Source organism: Amphritea pacifica (assembly GCF_016924145.1).
GTDB lineage: Bacteria > Pseudomonadota > Gammaproteobacteria > Pseudomonadales > Balneatricaceae > Amphritea > Amphritea pacifica.
The window spans coordinates 61,902-77,520 of the sequence record NZ_JAFFZO010000019.1 but is presented as its reverse complement, the minus strand read 5'-3'; the positions used below and the strand labels follow the sequence as shown (position 1 = coordinate 77,520).

The window sequence follows — 15,619 nt, the reverse complement described above, 5'->3', positions numbered from 1 at the left end:
TAAAAGACTAAAAAATAAATGGCATAGCATCTGCATTATCTGATATGCCTATCTTAGGCTTCTCATATTTTTTTGGACAATGGTGTTCATCCTCCAGTACTTCGCACTCGTACTGGTTGGTGAATGCCATTTTTTTTTGGATTTTTTTTATGGCTAAAGCTCATCTCATCATTATTGGCAACGGCATGGCATGCGGCCGATTGCTGGACGAGATTCTGAAACGGGATCCGGATCTCTACCGGATCACCGTATTCGGCGCTGAGGGTTATGCCAATTACAACCGCATAATGCTCTCGCCCGTACTCGCCGGAGAGATCAGAGCAGATGAGATTATCACCCATTCAGAGCAGTGGTATCAGGAAAACAGTATCACCCTTCACAGTGGCGACCCGGTTATCGCAATCGATACGGCAACCCAGACCCTGACCTGTCAAAGCGGCAGCCTCTTTAGCTATGACAAACTGGTGCTGGCCACCGGGTCTGAACCGGTAATCCCTCCCGCAGCCCGGAACTGTGATCTGGATGGCATCCTGAGCTTCCGCAATCTCGATGACATTGACCGCATCATGAGCAAAGTCAGCAATACCCGGCATGCTACGGTGATCGGCGGTGGATTACTGGGACTTGAAGCCGCCTGGGGCTTGCGTCAACAGGGGCTGGAGGTCACCGTTATCCATCGCGGTGGCTGGCTGCTGAACCGACAGCTGGATCCCGCAGCAGGCAAAATGTTGCAACAGTCGCTGGAAGCACGCGGCATCACCTTCCGGCTGAATGCTGAAATCAGCCAGTTCTCCGGTCAGGTATCTTCTGATGAGAACTCTGCCTACCTCTCTGGAGGTTCAAAAAGCGAAGTGCACCCACGCCCGGAAACACTTCAGCAGGTAACCCTGAGTGATGATTCGGTGATACACACCGGACTGGCCGTTATCGCCATCGGTATCACGCCCAATCACAAGCTGGCTAAGGTCAGCGGAATCGATTGCGACAAAGGGGTGCTGGTCAATGACCGGCTGCAGAGCTCTCATCCGAATGTATATGCCCTGGGAGAATGCACCCAGTTCGGCAGCCACACCTTCGGCCTGGTTGCCCCCCTGTGGGATCAGGCAACCGTTTTGGCAGACCAGTTGTGCCGCACCTCAGACAGCCTTTTCCGGGTGCAGCCCTGTGCCACCAAACTGAAGGTTTCAGGCATTGACCTGTTTTCCGCCGGTGAGTTTCTCGACAGCCCGGAAAGCGAGTCGGTGATCTGTCAGGACCTCACCAGCGGCACCTATCGAAAACTGATTTTCCGTGACCAGAGACTCACCGGCGCCGTGCTCTATGGCGCTGTGAATGATGGTAACTGGTACTTCGAACTGATTCAGACCCAGCAACAGGTTGAGCACCTGACGCCGGACCTGATTTTTGGCCGGCGCTACTGCGAAGCTGAATCGATCCCCCAATTAACCCCTGTCGGTGTAGAAGAGATCCGGACTTCAGCACCTGAATTATGTCTGGCAACAGGAGCAACCTCATGAGTAAAACAAAACTGGTAATCGCCGGCAACGGTATGGTTGGCCACCAATTTCTGCAGAGCCTGGCCGATAGTGGTCAGTTGGATAATTTTGAAGTCACCGTGTTCTGTGAAGAAAGCCGACTGGCCTATGACCGGGTGCATCTGAGCGCTTACTTCTCCGGGGCGACCGCTGAAGACCTGGCGATGGGGAATACGGATCTCTACCGCAGCTGGGGACTGAATGTACTCACCGGTGAAACCGTTACCGGGATCGACAGAGGGTATAAATCGGTGACCACCGACAAAGGCCGCGAACTGAGCTACGACAAGCTGGTGCTGGCGACCGGTTCCTATCCGTTCGTGCCTCCGGTACCCGGCCACGACCGTCAACAGTGTCTGGTGTACCGTACCATTGACGATCTCGATGCGATTGCCGAAGCGGCCAGAAAATCCCGCGTGGGCACCGTTGTCGGTGGCGGCCTGCTGGGGCTGGAAGCGGCTAAAGCGCTCACCGACCTTGGCCTGGAAACCCATGTAGTGGAGTTTGCCCCACGACTGATGGCGGTGCAGCTGGATAATGGCGGCGGTGCCATGTTGCGGCAGAAGATCGAAGCTTTGGGCGTGAGCGTGCATACGCAAAAGAATACTCAACTGATCGATGACGGCGAACAGTGTTTCCACAAAATGAACTTTGCCGATGGCGAGGTGCTGGAGACCGATCTGATCCTGTTCTCTGCCGGCATCCGTCCCCGGGATGAACTGGCCCGTCAATCTGATCTGGAGGTAGGCGAGCGCGGCGGTATCGTGATCAATAACAACTGCCAGACCTCCGACCCCTCGATCTATGCCATCGGTGAGTGCGCCCTGTGGAACGGACAGATATTCGGCCTGGTGGCACCCGGCAACCAGATGGCCAAAGTCGCGGTGTCTCACCTGACCGGTGGAAGCGACAGTTTCACCGGTGCCGATATGAGCACCAAGCTGAAACTGATGGGGGTCGATGTTGCCAGTATTGGCGATGCCCACGGCCAGACGCCTGGAGCTCGGGTGTACAGCTTTGTCGATGAGCGTGCCGAAGTGTACAAAAAACTGGTGGTGTCAGAGGACGGTAAGCTACTGCTGGGCGCTATTCTGGTGGGTGATGCTGAACAGTACGGCACGCTGCTGCAGTATATGCTCAACGGTATCCACCTGCCGGAATACCCGGACACGCTGATTTTGCCCAACCGCGGCGACGACAAACAAACCGGCCTGGGGGTTGCGGCGCTGCCGGAAACCGCCCAGATCTGCTCCTGTCACGATGTCAGCAAAGCCGATGTCCGCATGGCGCTGGATGGCGGCTGTTGCACCCTGGCCGATGTCAAAGGAACCACCAAAGCGGCTACCGGCTGTGGCGGCTGTTCGGCCCTGCTGACCGATCTGGTAAACCATGAACTGGAGGAGATGGGGGTCGAAGTTAATCGTGATCTGTGCGAGCACTTCCCTTATACCCGTCAGGATCTGTACAACATCATCCGCATTGAAGAGATCCGCAGTTTCGATGAGCTGCTGGAGCAACATGGCCGCGGCCATGGTTGTGAAATCTGCCGCCCTGCGGTGGGCAGTATTCTGGCGTCCTGCTGGAACGATTACATCCTGACGGAGCAAAACGTCAGCCTGCAGGATACCAATGACACCTTTATGGCGAACATGCAGAAAGATGGCACCTATTCGGTGGTGCCCCGGGTCGCCGGTGGTGAAATTACCGCCGACAAGCTGATTGTACTGGGTCAGGTAGCGAAGAAATATAACCTCTACAGTAAGATCACCGGCGGTCAGCGGGTTGACCTGTTCGGTGCCAGGCTGGAGCAACTGCCGGATATCTGGCAGGAGCTGATCGAGGCAGGCTTTGAAACCGGCCACGCTTACGGCAAATCCCTGCGAACCGTTAAATCCTGTGTTGGCAGCACCTGGTGCCGTTTCGGGGTGGATGACAGTGTCGGTCTGGCGATCGATCTGGAAAACCGTTACAAGGGGCTGCGTGCGCCGCACAAGATCAAGTTTGCCGTGTCCGGCTGCACCCGCGAGTGCGCTGAAGCGCAGAGCAAGGATATCGGCGTGATCGCCACCGAAAAAGGCTGGAACCTGTATGTCTGCGGCAACGGTGGCATGAAACCCCGCCACGGCGACCTGTTTGCCACCGACCTCGACCGTGACACCCTGATCCGCTACATCGACCGCATCCTGATGTTTTACATCAAGACCGCGGACCGCCTGCAGCGCACCTCCGTCTGGATGGAAAATATGGAGGGCGGGCTGGACTACCTGCGTCAGGTGATTATCAACGACAGCCTGAGCCTGGGCGAGGAGCTGGAACAACAGATGGCCCATGTTGTATCCACCTATCAGTGCGAGTGGAAAACCACCCTGGAAAGCCCGCAAGCGCTGAAGCGGTTCCGCCATTTCGTTAACTCAGAAGCCCCAGACAGCAACGTCGTATTTGTCGAGGAGCGCCAGCAAATTCGCCCGGCAACTCCGCAGGAAAAGGCTGAGGTTGAGGCCGAACCGATCAAACTGGTGAGCTGATACAGAGGAAAGAATGATGACTACTACCAAACACTGGACTGCCGTATGCAGCCAAAATGATCTGATCGCTGACTCTGGCATCTGCGCCCTGGTGGCAGACACTCAGGTGGCACTGTTTTATGTCAAAAAGCAGCAAGCGGTATTTGCCATTGCTAACCACGACCCATTCAGCCAGGCCAATGTCCTGTCACGGGGACTGATCGGTTCAAAAGGGGATGATCTGTTTGTCGCCTCGCCCGTTTATAAACAGCATTTCTGCCTGAAAACCGGTCGCTGCCTGGATGATGAAAACACCCGCATTCAGGCGTGGCCTGCCCGGATTGAGCAGGGTCAGGTCGAGGTGCTTATATAAGCTCTTATATCGGCTCTTATATCGGCTCTTATATCGGCTCTTATATCGGCTCTGATGTCAGCGCTGATTTAACCGCTGAGTGAACCCCCTAACAGAGAAACAGATACACAGGAAACCCTGATAGATGACGAACACCTCAGACACATGCCAGGTTAAAACCACCTGCCCCTACTGTGGCGTCGGTTGTGGTGTCAACGCCGAGGTCAGCGACAACCAGCTGATCGCGGTCAGCGGCGACCGGGATCATCCGGCCAATCAGGGGCGTCTCTGTGTAAAAGGGTCTGCCCTGCATGAAACAACCGGCCTGGAAGGCCGCTTGCTGGAACCCCGGATTGATGGCGCCAGCGTCAGTTGGGAGCAGGCCATCGATCATGTTGCCCAGGGGTTTCGTAAAACCATCGAGGCGCACGGCCCCGACTCTGTCGCACTGTACCTCTCCGGTCAGATTCTGACCGAAGACTATTACGTCGCCAATAAGCTGATGAAAGGCTTTATCGGCTCGGCCAATGTCGATACCAACTCCCGCCTCTGTATGTCCTCTGCAGTGGCGGCCCACAAACGGGCCTTTGGTGCCGACCTGGTGCCCGGCTGCTATGAAGATCTGGAACTGGCCGAACTGCTGATTCTCACCGGTTCGAACACCGCCTGGGCACATCCGGTTATTTATCAGCGGATTGTGGCTGCCAAAAAAGCCCGCCCCGAGATGAAGATCGTGGTTATCGACCCCCGGCAAACCGCTACCTGCGATATTGCCGATCTGCATCTGCCACTCAAACCCGGTAGCGATGGCTATCTGTTTACCGGCCTGCTGAGTTATCTGGCGGACAATGACGCCCTGGATTCCACCTTTATCGACAACCATACCGAGGGCTTTGACAGCGCCCTGCTAGCGGCGAAGCAACTGACCGGCAGTGTGGCAGAATCCGCCCGACGCTGTGGTCTGCCTGAAACCGGTCTGGGTCTGTTGTATGACTGGTTCAGCCGCACGGAGAAAGTCGTCACCCTGTTCTCTCAGGGGATCAATCAGTCCTCATCCGGGGTCGATAAGGGCAATGCGATCATCAACTGCCACCTTGCTACCGGAAAGATCGGCAAACCGGGGTCTGCGCCCTTCTCCATTACCGGCCAGCCCAACGCCATGGGTGGACGGGAGGTCGGCGGACTGGCCAATCAGTTGGCGGCGCATATGGATTTCAGTGATCCGGCTAATATCGAACTGGTTGAGACCTTCTGGCAGGCACCGAACATGGTCCACCAGGAGGGATTGAAAGCGGTGGATATGTTCCAGGCGGTGCATGATGGCCGCATCAAAGCGATCTGGATCATGGGCACCAACCCTGTCGCCAGTTTGCCTGACGCCGATCTTGTCCGCGAGGCACTGCAACGCTGCGAGTTAGTGGTGGTGTCTGACTGCATTGAAAAAACCGACACCACCGCCTGCGCCAACGTACTGCTGCCCGCCACCGGCTGGGCAGAAAAAGACGGCACCGTCACCAACTCCGAACGGGTTATATCGCGGCAGCGGGGGTTTCTCAAACCCGCTGGCAAGAGCCGCCATGACTGGCAGATTATCTGCTCCGTGGCCCGGGCCATGGGGTTTGACGCGGGCTTTGAATTCACTTCACCGGGGCAGATATTTACCGAGCATGCAGCCCTTTCCGGATACAGGAATAACGGCCGGCGTTACTTCGATATCAGCGCCCTGGAATCCCTCACTGAAGAACAGTATAACCAGTTGCAGCCGGTCCGCTGGCCAGCAGCTAAGCAAGCAAACTTAAACCCAAAGAGGCTGTTTCAGAGTGGTCAGTTCAACACTCCGTCTGGCCGGGCACGGATGGTTGCTGTCACGCCGACAGCGCCGGTTAACCGAACCTCAGAACAGTTCCCTCTGGTGCTCAACACCGGCCGTATCCGCGATCAGTGGCACACCATGACCCGCACCGGCAAAGCCAGCCGCCTGCTCAATCATATTGATCAGCCGTTTGTGGAGATCTCACCTGAAGATGCCGCACAGAAACAGATCGCTGATAATGATCTGGTGGAAGTCAGCAACGCCCTCGGCCGTTGTGTGGTGCGTGCCAACGTCACCGACAGGCAGCCTGCCGGTTCACTGTTTATGCCGATCCACTGGAGCGCGCAGTTTACCTCACAGGCCCGGGTGGACAGCCTGATAGCCCCGATCTGTGATCCGATTGCCGGGCAACCCGAGTCCAAGTATTGTCCGGTCACTATCCGCACACTGAACAGCCTCTGGCGGGGTATTCTGATCAGCGATAAAGAGCTCGCCGACCTGCCCTGCGAATACTGGTGTAAGGTTCCCCTGACAAAAGGATTCCGCTATGAGCTGGCAGGCCTGCAACAACCCGATAGCTGGCAGCAGTGGCTGGCCAGTATCACCACTATCAGCCCAGACCGGATCGAACTGAATTCAACATCCGCCTATCGTCTGGCAAGCTTTAACGGCAACCAGCCTGAACTGCTGTTTTTCGCCGCCAGCCGGGCTCATCCAAAAGAAGCTCATCTGAAAAAAGCTCATCTGAAAGAGGCTCTGCCCAACAGCGCCTGGCTGAGTAAGCAGTTTGCCCAACCGATCAGTACTGCGGCACAACGGATGGCTCTGCTGGCCGGTAAACCGGTGGATAACAGCACCGACTGCGGTGCGATTATCTGCAGCTGTTTTGAGGTGGGGGAAAAGCAGATCCAGCAGGCGATCAGTCAGGGCGCGGCGAGCACCGACGAACTGGCGGCCAAACTGAAGTGCGGCAGTAACTGCGGCTCCTGCCTGCCGGAGATCAGAGCATTGCTGAACTAATCTTTTTAAAACAGCGCTTTGACAAAATCCAGATAGCCGTTGTCCCAGGCAACACCAGCCCATACCACCCAGGTCATATTGAGCATCATAAAGACGGCGGCGGAGCCCATATCTTTGGCCCGCCCGGCCAGCTCATGATATTCCGGCCCCCAACGATCCACTACCGCCTCAATCGCCGAGTTAACAATCTCAAACGCCAGCACCAGAAAACAGCAAGCCAGCAACAGTGCCAGCTGAATGCCTGACTGGGCCAGCCAGAAGGCCGCGGGTAGCATAACCACGGTTGCACAGACCTCATAGCGAAAAGCAGGCTCCTCCTGCCAGGCGGCTTTAATTCCCTGCATTGAATATTTAGTGGCAAAATAGAAACGTTTAACGCCGGTACGCTTGATCTGATGCATCTGAATAGCAACTTTTAGTTTGCGAAGCGGGCATTAAAACATGAAAATAATCGCCATACTATGGTCAGCGGGACACTGTAACAAAGATGCAAAAAACCACCGAATATCTGCGCCATCATCATGGTGGTGATGGTCAGAAAGCGGCCGAAAAAACCGTTCAGAGCTACGCAAAAAATCATGACGCAGATTTTCAGGCGTTCTGGCAGCATCATTGCGCTGCACTGCTGTCAGATCAGGCTTCAGTTATCGACCTGGGCTGCGGCACCGGTCTGTGGCTGAACCAACTGGCACAACAGTATCCTCAGGCGACTCTGACAGGGTTTGAGCTGGCGCCCTATATGCTGGAGCGGATGGACGATCTGGCAGCTAATGTGAGCATTATCTGTGATGATCTCAACAACCCCGCAACCGAACTGCCGCAACACTCAGTGGATATCGCCCTGGCCAATCTGCTGATTCATGAACTGCACCAGCCGGTAACGCTGTTCAGTAAACTGCGCCACTGGCTGAAACCCGGTGGTGTGCTTATTCTCTGCGATATGGTGCGCCAGCCTTTGGCGGATTATCTGCAGCATCAATATGGTGAGATCGATCTGGCAAGCCAGACGCCGGACTACGATGCCCTGGTGGATGCGTTTCAGCATTTTCAGGAACATAACCGCTATCACCCTGAGGATATTACGGCGCTGCTGCGACAGTGTGGTTTTGAGATTTCAGCCGTTGAAACCTTTAAAAATGGCCGGGCAGTGAGAATAGCTGCAATATCAGTTTAAAAACAAACGGTTTGAGTGCTATAGTTAGCCTCCCGCACAACCCGCTCAGAGATAATTTAACGTTGCTTAACCAGGCAGACGGCAAAAACCGCCTCTGGCTCGCTGTTGCGCGGTCTACCATGGATGTATGAGTGATCTGCAACCACTGCAGGAACGTAAGGATTAGATCGTCTCTCAGGAAAATTTACATATCCGATGTTTAGTAATGAAGTAGATGAACAGCTGAGTCATCTCAGTCTGGAACAGTTAAATAATCTGCTGGAAAAAGTTAAACAAAAAACCGCAGAGAAAAAGCAGGCCATTAAAGCCGCTAGCAAAGTGCCTCCCCGTACCCAGAACGATATTCAGAAACTTGCAGAACTTCAGGGGCTTGATCTGAGTGGTCTGATGCGGGAAATATCCAAACGGCAATAACCTGAATCGAAACAGGATCGCTGATAAAAACACTGCGCCACAAAAAATAAGTCTTCAGCATAGTCTTGATGACAGACAAGCATAGTCACCCCACAGCTCCCTGATTTATTTTCACGGATTAAATCAGGGAGCAAAATGCTGCACTTCAAAAAACAACTGGCTGTCAGGCCAGGGCTCACCCCTACCCGAAAATAAGCGATAAATACCCTGGTTGAATACCCTCAGTTGAATACCTTAGCCGGCTTACCGCTTCCGATCAGCATGTTTATAGCCATCCCTCAATTGTCCCCATTTTCAGGTGACAGGCTCTGCGAACATATCCACATAAACTACACACTATCGATCAAACTACACACTATCGATCAATGTTGAATGCCAACTCTCGACAGACAATAACAATACCCGCCAGCGACTACGTCAGGCTAAGAGGATTATGTGATGCAGTATCATCTCAACGGCTTTAAACCCGGTAACTATCAGATTCCAGATTCAGCCCGGGAACCCGCTAGTCCACCACCGATGGCGGACCTGCCAACCGAGGTGGACGTTTTAATTGTCGGCTGTGGCCCTGCAGGGCTGGCGCTGGCAAGACAGCTGTCGGAGTTCGCCGATATTAAAACCTGTATTGTTGAACAGAAATCCGGGCCACTGTTATTTGGTCAGGCGGATGGCATATCCTGTCGCACGATGGAGATTATGGAAGGGTTTAACAGCAGTGAGTTGCTTGTGAAAGAAACCTACCAACTGCACCAGAATGCATTCTGGGAGCCGGATGCCCAACATCCGGAGAACATTAAGCGAACCCACAAAGTGCCCGATGCACGACTGGGTCTCTCCGAATTTACCCATGGGGTAGTCAATCAGGCACGGCTACACGATATCTTACTCGAAGGCATGGAAAACTCAGTCACGCACCTGATTCCACATTATAACCGTCGGCTGCTTGAGCTGGAGGTTGATAAGGGTCTCACCCAGAACTTGAGTGCGCACCCCATCACGGCCACCTTTGAACGCAACGATGCAACGCAATCGTCCAAGGTCGAGACCGTTAAAGCGCGCTATGTGGTCGGTTGTGATGGTGCACGCAGTGCGGTGCGTAAAAACCTGGGAATTGAGCTACAGGGTGACTCGGCTAACAAAGCCTGGGGCGTGATGGATGTTCTGCTGGTCACCGACTTTCCGGATATCCGGGTGAAAAGCTTTATCCAGTCGAAAGACAACGGCGCGGTAATGATCGTCCCCCGCGAGGGTGGCTACCTGGTCCGCCTCTATGTCGAGCTCGATCTGCTGGCCAGGGGGCATAGAGCGTCCGGGCTTAATCTGACTGTCGACGATATTATTGCCAAGGCGAAACTGATCCTGAAGCCATACCAACTGGATGTTAAAGAGGTCGCCTGGTGGTCAATCTACGAGGTGGGTCAGCGTGTTGCTGAGAGCTTTGACGACACCCCGGCGGGTAATCCGCAAGGCCTGATTCCGCGCGCGTTTGTGGCCGGTGATGCCTGCCATACACACAGCCCCAAAGGGGGTTGGGGGTTGAATACTTCGTTGCCTGATACCTTTAACCTGGGCTGGAAACTGGCCGCTGTGTTGCAGGGCAGGTCTGATCCCCGATTGCTGCAAACCTATGAGACAGAGCGTCGCAAAGTCGCCTTTATGCTGATCAATGCTGACCGTGAAATGTCAGCCCTGGTCGCCACTCGCCCAACGGCAAACAGAAATTCACAGCCGGTCAAAAAAAGTACGGCAGATATCGAGCAATTCGTTGCCCGCCAGAATGGATTTATTGCCGGTACATCTATTGGCTACGATGAATCCTATCTCTGTACCGGTCACGAAAACCAGCGCCTGGCAACCGGCTTCCATATCGGAGAACGCTTCCATTCGGCCAAAGCGGTTCGCCTGGCGGATGGCTGCCCCGTACACCTGGGCCACCTGAATAAAGCCGATGGCCGCTGGCGGCTCTTTATCTTTGGCAGTCAGCAATCCCCTCTGGATGCAACCTCCGACTCAGGCAAACTGGTCGACTTCCTGGCAAACGCTGAAACTTCACCGGTGCGGAAATATACGCCTGCCGGTGCAGACGTCGACTCGGTGATTGATCTCTATGCAGTATTCCAGCAGCAAGATCTGTCAATCGAAGCGATGCCTGAACTCCTCTGGCCTGCCAAAGGTAAGTACGGCTTGAGGGATTACGAAAAGATATTCCGTGCTGACCCTGGTAAGGATGTTTTTGAGCAGCGGGGTATTGATCGCAGCAGCGGTTGTATGGTCGTGGTGCGACCCGATCAGCATATTGCCACTATCCTCCCCCTCAATGGATATGATCAGCTGAGTGCTTTCTTTGATGGTTTTATGCTTTCATAAACAGGTTTAAAGCGCCCCGGAAGTAACCTTTCCGGAGGCGCTAACCCGCTCACGAAGAAACACTGTACTCAGAAGGTTGATCAAGCCCTGCTGCGTGAGTTAACTCAGCTGTAGCACTATACTTGGCGTTATTTCTGCTATCAGAGGTCGATATGCACAGCTCACGAGATATTTGGCCAGATATAGCTGAGCAGGTTGCAGGCTGCATTGACCGGCTCGGCAGTGGTGAGTTTTATCCCCGCTTCTTTCAGATGATGAAAGCCCTCGCCCAGATCGATCAGTATATGGTGTTCGAGTTCTCGCCCAATGGCGAGTACGCGACTTGCCGCCTGGCGCATAATGTCGAGCATCCTGACCTGGGACTCGAATTGGCTTCACTCTATCTGGATGGCGCCTATCTGGATGACCCGATGTTGCAGGAACTCAAGGCGTCCGTGCTCTGCCAAACGGACGTGGCGCCCTACCGCCTGCTGGAAAAAAGGCAACTCCCTCCCGTTTATCGCCGGCGCTTTTTTAACGTCCCCCATTTCGATACCAAGTTTTCATTTATCGTGCTGGACCGAAAAAGCCAACATCTCTTTTATGTGAACTTTTACAGCAAAAAGGAGGATGGCTTTGCTGACGGACAGCTTGACTCACTGAAACAGGTATCGTCACTGATCGGATCTTTGCTGCTTAAACATTTTCGCGATGAACGCAAACAGCGCGGGGTGATTAAATCCCTGTTGGTATCAGGCCTCTCAGAACGCGAAGCGCAGATCTGCGATATGATTCTGCAGGGCCATACCGCCAAATCGACTGGTAATGAACTTGGATTATCGGAATCGACTATCATCACCTACAAAAAAAGAGCATTCAAAAAACTAAAGATCTGTCGCAAATCCGAACTGGTCCGGTTTGTGTGATTAGCAACTGACGTTATCAGGCTTTCGGAATGGCAATACTCTACTTCCGCCATATGAAAGAATGGCTCGGCGTTGTGCAGAAAATAGTTCATAGAGGCGCTAAGGCCGACTAATATCCTTGCATATCAGAAAAATTTTTATGCAAATAAACTATTGATTTATAAAATATAAATAACCATTTTTGTTTTTTAACACTAAACGCCTAACTAATAAGTCAGAATAATCTGAAGATATATACTGGATGAGAAGGTAGAGTTTGACGTAACACAAAATATAAATGTACAATTACCTGTACAACTATTAATGCATAGATCATAAACACGTAGCTCGTAAACCGAGTTAAAGAAACATACCCAGGCTGCAAAATAGTATCCTGGTTAGAGCAAACAAGGGGTTTGACATGAACATCGTTAACTACAGCGATGCTCGCGCCAGTCTAAAGAGTGTAATGGATGCGACTTGTGATTCTCACGAAGCAACTGTTATCACCCGAAAAAACGGCGGTGATGTTGTAATGCTATCTAAAGAGGATTACGACAGCATCAACGAAACATTATATCTACTCAGAAGCCCTCGAAACGCCGAGCGCTTACTAAACGCAGTAGCAGATATAAAGGCTGGTAGAGTGGTCGTACACGACCTACAGGATATCGAAAATGGCGAGGAAATTGAGCTGGGCAAATGAAGCCTGGGACGATTATCTATACTGGCAGAAAAACGATCCGAAAATTTTAGCTCGAATAAATGAGCTAATAAAAGCTTCAATGCGCACTCCATTTACAGGGATAGGCAAACCGGAAAGACTCAAAGGAGATCTATCCGGATTTGTATCTCGCAGAATAAACCAAGAGCATCGGCTGATTTATACCGTAGACAACGACACGATTCTTATTGCCCAGTGCCGTTATCACTACTAAATCAGACTTTTTCTATAGCCATAGAAAAATCTTTAAGTTACAAAAAGCGTCTACCAATCACCCCATCACTTTCTGAACTCCATTTCAGACCGGGACGGTTTTATCTCCTGTTGTTTCGCCCACAACTTCGCGGCTTTATGCTGATCGAATGTTTTTCTTTCCTGATATATAATCGCGCCTTTCCGCTGATTACAGATGAGGGCGTGATACGCAACAGATTCGGCCGCAGCGGTATGGGGTGTAAACAGTCAGCACTCAGTGCTCTATCAATCAGTGTGCCTCGACAAAATGGAGCATTCTTTGTAGCACTGCTTCCCCAAAAACACCCTAAAACAACCTAATTTAACCAAAAACAAACCATTGAAAACATCAGCAAAAAACAGCCACACCCCAGCAACCCCGCGGAATACGCCGGACAGACGCTTTTCAGTCGCACCCATGATGGAGTGGACCGACCGACACTGCCGTTATTTCCACCGGATTATCAGTCAGAACGCTGTGCTCTATACCGAGATGGTCACCACCGGCGCGCTGATTCATGGCGACCGGGAACGGTTTCTGCAGTACAACCAGCAGGAACACCCTCTGGCGCTGCAACTGGGCGGCAGTAATCCCGATGACCTGACCACCTGCACCCGGATGGCCGAAGAGTCTGGCTATGATGAGGTTAACCTCAATGTGGGTTGCCCCAGCGACCGGGTGCAGAACAATATGATCGGTGCCTGCCTGATGGCCCATCCGGATCTGGTCGCTGAGTGCCTGGAAAAGATGCAGTCCGCTGTGAGCATTCCGGTGACGGTGAAACACCGGCTGGGCATTGATGATATGGACAGCTATGAAGAACTTCATCAATTCGTCTCGATTGTCCGGGAATCCGGCTGTAAGACCTTTATAATCCATGCCAGAAAAGCGATACTTCAGGGGTTAAGTCCGAAAGAAAACCGGGATATACCACCGTTGAACTATGACTGGGTCTACCAGATAAAACAGGCGTTTCCCGATCTGGAAGTGCTGATAAACGGTGGTATCAAAACACTGGATGAAAGCAAAGCACATCTGCAACATGTTGATGGTGTCATGATCGGCCGGGAAGCCTACCACAACCCCTATATGATGGCGGAGGTAGACAAGCTCTATAACCCGGACGCGGCAGTGAAAACCCGCATAGAGATTATCGAGCAGATGTACCCCTACATTGAAGAACAACTCAGTCAGGGTTGCTATCTGGGCCATATCACCCGCCATCTGCTGGGCCTGTTTCACGGCCAGCCGGGCGGACGCCAGTTCCGCCGCTATCTGAGCGAAAATGCTCACAAGGCCGGCGCTGATGTCGACGTTTTGAAACACGCGGTTGCTAAAGTAGCTGCGTTCTAAAAGATTATGGAAAAGGAATATAACAATGGAAAGCCAGCTGGATCAGCTTAAAAAGATGACCACCATTGTTGCCGATACCGGCGACATTAATGCGATCCGCGATCTGAAACCGGTGGATGCAACCACCAACCCCTCCCTGCTGCTGAAAGCCAGTCAGGACCCGGCTTACCGCCCCTATCTGGAACAGGCCAGAGCCTGGGCGCTGAGTCAGGGTGGCAGCGAAGCGGAACAACTGGCCAACATGACCGATAAGCTGGCGGTGCTGGCTGGCTGCGAAATCCTTTCGCTGATCCCCGGGCGTATCTCCACCGAGGTGGATGCTCGCCTGTCGTTTGATACCCAGGCAACCATCGCCAAAGCGAAGAAACTGATCGGCCTGTATAACGAAGCGGGCATCGGTAATGAGCGGGTGCTGATCAAAATCGCATCGACCTGGGAAGGGATCGAAGCGGCCCGTCAGTTGGAAAAAGAGGGCATTAACTGCAACCTGACGCTGCTGTTTGGCTTCGCCCAGGCGGTGGCCTGTGCCGATGCCGGGGTGTTCCTGATCTCGCCGTTTGTCGGTCGGATTCTTGACTGGTATAAAGCCAACAGCCCTGAAGGCACAGAACTGAGTGGCCCTAAAGATCCCGGCGTACTTTCGGTCAGCCGGATCTACAACTACTACAAACAGTACGGTTATAACACGGTGGTCATGGGAGCCAGCTTCCGCAACAGCGAAGAGATCCGCCAACTGGCAGGCTGTGACCGTCTGACGATCAGCCCGGGACTAATTGAAGAACTGGCGGGAACCAGAATACCGCTGGACCAGAAACTTTTTGCTGATGCTCCGATGAGTGATGAGCCAAAGCTTGAAAACAGTGAACAGGCGTTCCGCTGGGCAATGAATGAGGATGCCATGGCCACAGAAAAACTGGCAGAGGGTATCCGCAACTTCGCCGCGGATCAGGTGAAACTGGAGCAGCTGCTCAGCCAGCTATAACCCGGCTGAAATTAATCAACGCTAGGGCATGCTAAGATCACAGAGGACACGGAGAAGTACTATTAACCGGCTGTTCTCTGTGCTCTCTGTGTCCTCTGTGGTGAACCTATTTTAGATTCTAAAGGCCCTGCTCCGGTACTATCTACCACGATGGAAGGCTTTTCCGGCAAACCAGAACCAACAGGCAAAAATCTGAACGCTTGACGCTTAAAAGCGTTTTACCACAGTACCCAAAGGGCATGCTAAGATCACAGAGGATACG

General features: G+C 53.0%; 13 protein-coding genes. 12 read left to right on the top strand and 1 reads right to left on the bottom strand.

Going from position 1 to position 15,619, the window contains the following annotated elements; translation table 11 throughout:
• The first annotated feature begins 149 nt into the window (after positions 1-149).
• The 4 genes from JW499_RS12510 (at position 150) to JW499_RS12495 (ending at position 7,224) form a co-directional block, all read left to right on the top strand.
• The gene (locus tag JW499_RS12510; RefSeq protein ID WP_205210926.1) at positions 150-1,517 is read left to right on the top strand and encodes an NAD(P)/FAD-dependent oxidoreductase; all 1,368 of its coding nucleotides are present in this window, start codon (positions 150-152) and stop codon (positions 1,515-1,517) included.
• Positions 1,514-4,060, top strand: coding sequence for a nitrite reductase large subunit NirB (nirB, locus tag JW499_RS12505; RefSeq protein ID WP_205210925.1), 2,547 nt, complete (start codon positions 1,514-1,516; stop codon positions 4,058-4,060). The genes JW499_RS12510 and nirB overlap by 4 nt, the downstream gene beginning before the upstream one ends.
• A 16-nt stretch (positions 4,061-4,076) precedes the next feature.
• Positions 4,077-4,412 carry a nitrite reductase small subunit NirD gene (gene nirD, locus JW499_RS12500; protein ID WP_091357126.1) on the top strand — a complete coding sequence of 112 codons (336 nt, stop codon included), beginning with the start codon at positions 4,077-4,079 and terminating at the stop codon, positions 4,410-4,412.
• A gap of 124 nt (positions 4,413-4,536) precedes the next feature.
• Positions 4,537-7,224 carry a nitrate reductase gene (locus JW499_RS12495; RefSeq protein ID WP_205210924.1) on the top strand — a complete coding sequence of 896 codons (2,688 nt, stop codon included), beginning with the start codon at positions 4,537-4,539 and terminating at the stop codon, positions 7,222-7,224.
• 5 nt (positions 7,225-7,229) lie between these two features.
• Here the strand turns inward: JW499_RS12495 and JW499_RS12490 are convergent, their stop codons facing one another.
• Entirely contained in the window at positions 7,230-7,625 is a 396-nt protein-coding gene (locus JW499_RS12490; RefSeq protein ID WP_205210923.1) for a diacylglycerol kinase, read from the bottom strand.
• Between the two features lie 86 nt (positions 7,626-7,711).
• On the opposite strand from JW499_RS12490, the gene JW499_RS12485 reads away from it, so the two are divergent.
• From JW499_RS12485 to tal, 8 genes are all read left to right on the top strand, one after another.
• Complete coding sequence (locus JW499_RS12485) at positions 7,712-8,398, top strand: class I SAM-dependent methyltransferase (RefSeq protein ID WP_205210922.1); 687 nt, start codon at positions 7,712-7,714, stop codon at positions 8,396-8,398.
• Positions 8,399-8,593: 195 nt separating this feature from the next.
• Entirely contained in the window at positions 8,594-8,812 is a 219-nt protein-coding gene (locus JW499_RS12480) for a hypothetical protein (RefSeq protein WP_205210921.1), read from the top strand.
• A gap of 438 nt (positions 8,813-9,250) precedes the next feature.
• The gene (locus tag JW499_RS12475) at positions 9,251-11,179 is read left to right on the top strand and encodes an FAD-dependent monooxygenase (RefSeq protein WP_205210920.1); all 1,929 of its coding nucleotides are present in this window, start codon (positions 9,251-9,253) and stop codon (positions 11,177-11,179) included.
• 152 nt (positions 11,180-11,331) lie between these two features.
• Positions 11,332-12,084 carry a helix-turn-helix domain-containing protein gene (locus JW499_RS12470; RefSeq protein ID WP_205210919.1) on the top strand — a complete coding sequence of 251 codons (753 nt, stop codon included), beginning with the start codon at positions 11,332-11,334 and terminating at the stop codon, positions 12,082-12,084.
• Between the two features lie 400 nt (positions 12,085-12,484).
• On the top strand, positions 12,485-12,769 hold the full coding sequence (locus JW499_RS12465) for a type II toxin-antitoxin system Phd/YefM family antitoxin (RefSeq protein ID WP_091356575.1): 285 nt from the start codon (positions 12,485-12,487) through the stop codon (positions 12,767-12,769).
• Positions 12,741-13,001: a Txe/YoeB family addiction module toxin gene (locus tag JW499_RS12460; protein ID WP_205210918.1), complete on the top strand. Its 261-nt coding sequence runs from the start codon at positions 12,741-12,743 to the stop codon at positions 12,999-13,001. The genes JW499_RS12465 and JW499_RS12460 overlap by 29 nt, the downstream gene beginning before the upstream one ends.
• A gap of 438 nt (positions 13,002-13,439) precedes the next feature.
• Positions 13,440-14,375 carry a tRNA dihydrouridine(20/20a) synthase DusA gene (dusA, locus tag JW499_RS12455; RefSeq protein WP_205210917.1) on the top strand — a complete coding sequence of 312 codons (936 nt, stop codon included), beginning with the start codon at positions 13,440-13,442 and terminating at the stop codon, positions 14,373-14,375.
• A gap of 25 nt (positions 14,376-14,400) precedes the next feature.
• A complete protein-coding gene (tal, locus tag JW499_RS12450) occupies positions 14,401-15,357 on the top strand; it encodes a transaldolase (RefSeq protein WP_205210916.1) in 957 nt (318 codons plus the stop codon).
• The last annotated feature ends 262 nt before the right edge of the window (positions 15,358-15,619 follow it).

Coding starts and splice junctions, on each gene's coding strand:
- JW499_RS12510 (WP_205210926.1), top strand. CDS start 150: ATGGCTAAAGCTCATCTCATCATTATTGGCAACGGCATGGCATGCGGC.
- nirB (WP_205210925.1), top strand. CDS start 1,514: ATGAGTAAAACAAAACTGGTAATCGCCGGCAACGGTATGGTTGGCCAC.
- nirD (WP_091357126.1), top strand. CDS start 4,077: ATGACTACTACCAAACACTGGACTGCCGTATGCAGCCAAAATGATCTG.
- JW499_RS12495 (WP_205210924.1), top strand. CDS start 4,537: ATGACGAACACCTCAGACACATGCCAGGTTAAAACCACCTGCCCCTAC.
- JW499_RS12490 (WP_205210923.1), bottom strand. CDS start 7,625: ATGCATCAGATCAAGCGTACCGGCGTTAAACGTTTCTATTTTGCCACT.
- JW499_RS12485 (WP_205210922.1), top strand. CDS start 7,712: ATGCAAAAAACCACCGAATATCTGCGCCATCATCATGGTGGTGATGGT.
- JW499_RS12480 (WP_205210921.1), top strand. CDS start 8,594: ATGTTTAGTAATGAAGTAGATGAACAGCTGAGTCATCTCAGTCTGGAA.
- JW499_RS12475 (WP_205210920.1), top strand. CDS start 9,251: ATGCAGTATCATCTCAACGGCTTTAAACCCGGTAACTATCAGATTCCA.
- JW499_RS12470 (WP_205210919.1), top strand. CDS start 11,332: ATGCACAGCTCACGAGATATTTGGCCAGATATAGCTGAGCAGGTTGCA.
- JW499_RS12465 (WP_091356575.1), top strand. CDS start 12,485: ATGAACATCGTTAACTACAGCGATGCTCGCGCCAGTCTAAAGAGTGTA.
- JW499_RS12460 (WP_205210918.1), top strand. CDS start 12,741: ATGGCGAGGAAATTGAGCTGGGCAAATGAAGCCTGGGACGATTATCTA.
- dusA (WP_205210917.1), top strand. CDS start 13,440: ATGATGGAGTGGACCGACCGACACTGCCGTTATTTCCACCGGATTATC.
- tal (WP_205210916.1), top strand. CDS start 14,401: ATGGAAAGCCAGCTGGATCAGCTTAAAAAGATGACCACCATTGTTGCC.